Annotated in this window: 2 protein-coding genes and 1 pseudogene; 1 reads left to right on the top strand and 2 read right to left on the bottom strand. The window is 36.4% G+C overall.

What is annotated here, in order from left to right; all coding sequences use genetic code 11:
- Positions 1–127: 127 nt before the first annotated feature.
- Complete coding sequence (locus tag F6K13_RS34690; RefSeq protein ID WP_124144982.1) at positions 128–634, top strand: single-stranded DNA-binding protein; 507 nt, start codon at positions 128–130, stop codon at positions 632–634.
- 22 nt (positions 635–656) lie between these two features.
- Here F6K13_RS34690 and F6K13_RS34685 read toward each other — a convergent pair whose 3' ends face one another.
- Both F6K13_RS34685 and F6K13_RS34680 read right to left on the bottom strand, forming a co-directional pair.
- The gene (locus tag F6K13_RS34685) at positions 657–797 is read right to left on the bottom strand and encodes a hypothetical protein (protein ID WP_161565059.1); all 141 of its coding nucleotides are present in this window, start codon (positions 795–797) and stop codon (positions 657–659) included.
- A 1-nt stretch (position 798) separates the two neighbouring features.
- Positions 799–1025: pseudogene (locus tag F6K13_RS34680) on the bottom strand (hypothetical protein); the annotation flags it as partial.

Raw genomic sequence — 1025 nt, 5'->3', positions numbered from 1 at the left:
TCAATATTAGAGGGCGGGTTATTAGAACTCATTGTGCTTAAGTCAAAGCTTTCGGTTAAACCCGCCCCTACAATTTTTTTACTTATTACTTTTTACTTTGTTCAATTAGTCATAGTTAAAAATTAAAATGAATAGCTGTATATTGATGGTACAAATTATCAAAGATCCAGAACTTCGCTACACAGCAGATGCTCAATTACCAGTAGCAGAAATGATGGTGGAATTTTCTAATTTAGGAGTAGAAAAAAAACCTGCTGTACTAAAAGTAGTAGCATGGAGAGATTTAGCTCAACAAGTTAGTCAACAATACCACGAAGGAGATGTTGTAATTGTGGAAGGTCGCTTGAATATGAATACTATTGAACGACCAGAAGGTTTTAAAGAAAAACGAGCTGAATTAACAGCTTCCAGAATATATCCTGTTAGTCCTGAAGCTATGACTCAAGATGATAGTCAAACATCCAAAAATCAACCTAGTAAAAGAACTGTAACTCAGACACAACCACAAGAGCAAAACTATAATAATGTTGTAGATTTAAAGTCTCGTCGTAGCTCTACTTTCAACGAAGAATCAAAACCAAATATACCAGAAGAGAAATCACCTCCAGACGACTCTGATCCTATACCTTTTTAACTAGCTATCAACATTTCAGCACTCAGCTTTCAGCACGAAAGCTTGGGTTTAAATCCCCGACTTCTAGCTTGTCGTTTAATTTGAGGAGGGGTCGCGCATCCCCTTGCCGATAAGCTGTTTGCTCCGCATTATAGACCGAAACACTTTTTAAAATTAATAGCAAATTAACTCGAATAGCAAATTAACTCGACTCCAAATACTTTAGTAAAAGCAGCAGCTACTTGAGGAAGGACTTCATCTATAGTAATACCAGGAATAAACTCTGCCAGACTACCTACAGATTTATCAGAAATACCACAAGGTACAATTCTGTGAAAACCAACTAAATCTGGACAAACATTTAGAGCAAAAGGCATCCAATAACAGTACGCTCTAAAATAAACTCTGCTTC

Source organism: Okeania sp. SIO2B9 (assembly GCF_010672505.1).
Classification (GTDB): Bacteria; Cyanobacteriota; Cyanobacteriia; order Cyanobacteriales; family Microcoleaceae; genus Okeania; species Okeania hirsuta.
The sequence above is the reverse complement of the archived record's forward strand: the minus strand, read 5'-3'. Positions and strand labels throughout refer to the sequence as shown.

Coding starts and splice junctions, on each gene's coding strand:
- F6K13_RS34690 (WP_124144982.1), top strand. CDS start 128: ATGAATAGCTGTATATTGATGGTACAAATTATCAAAGATCCAGAACTT.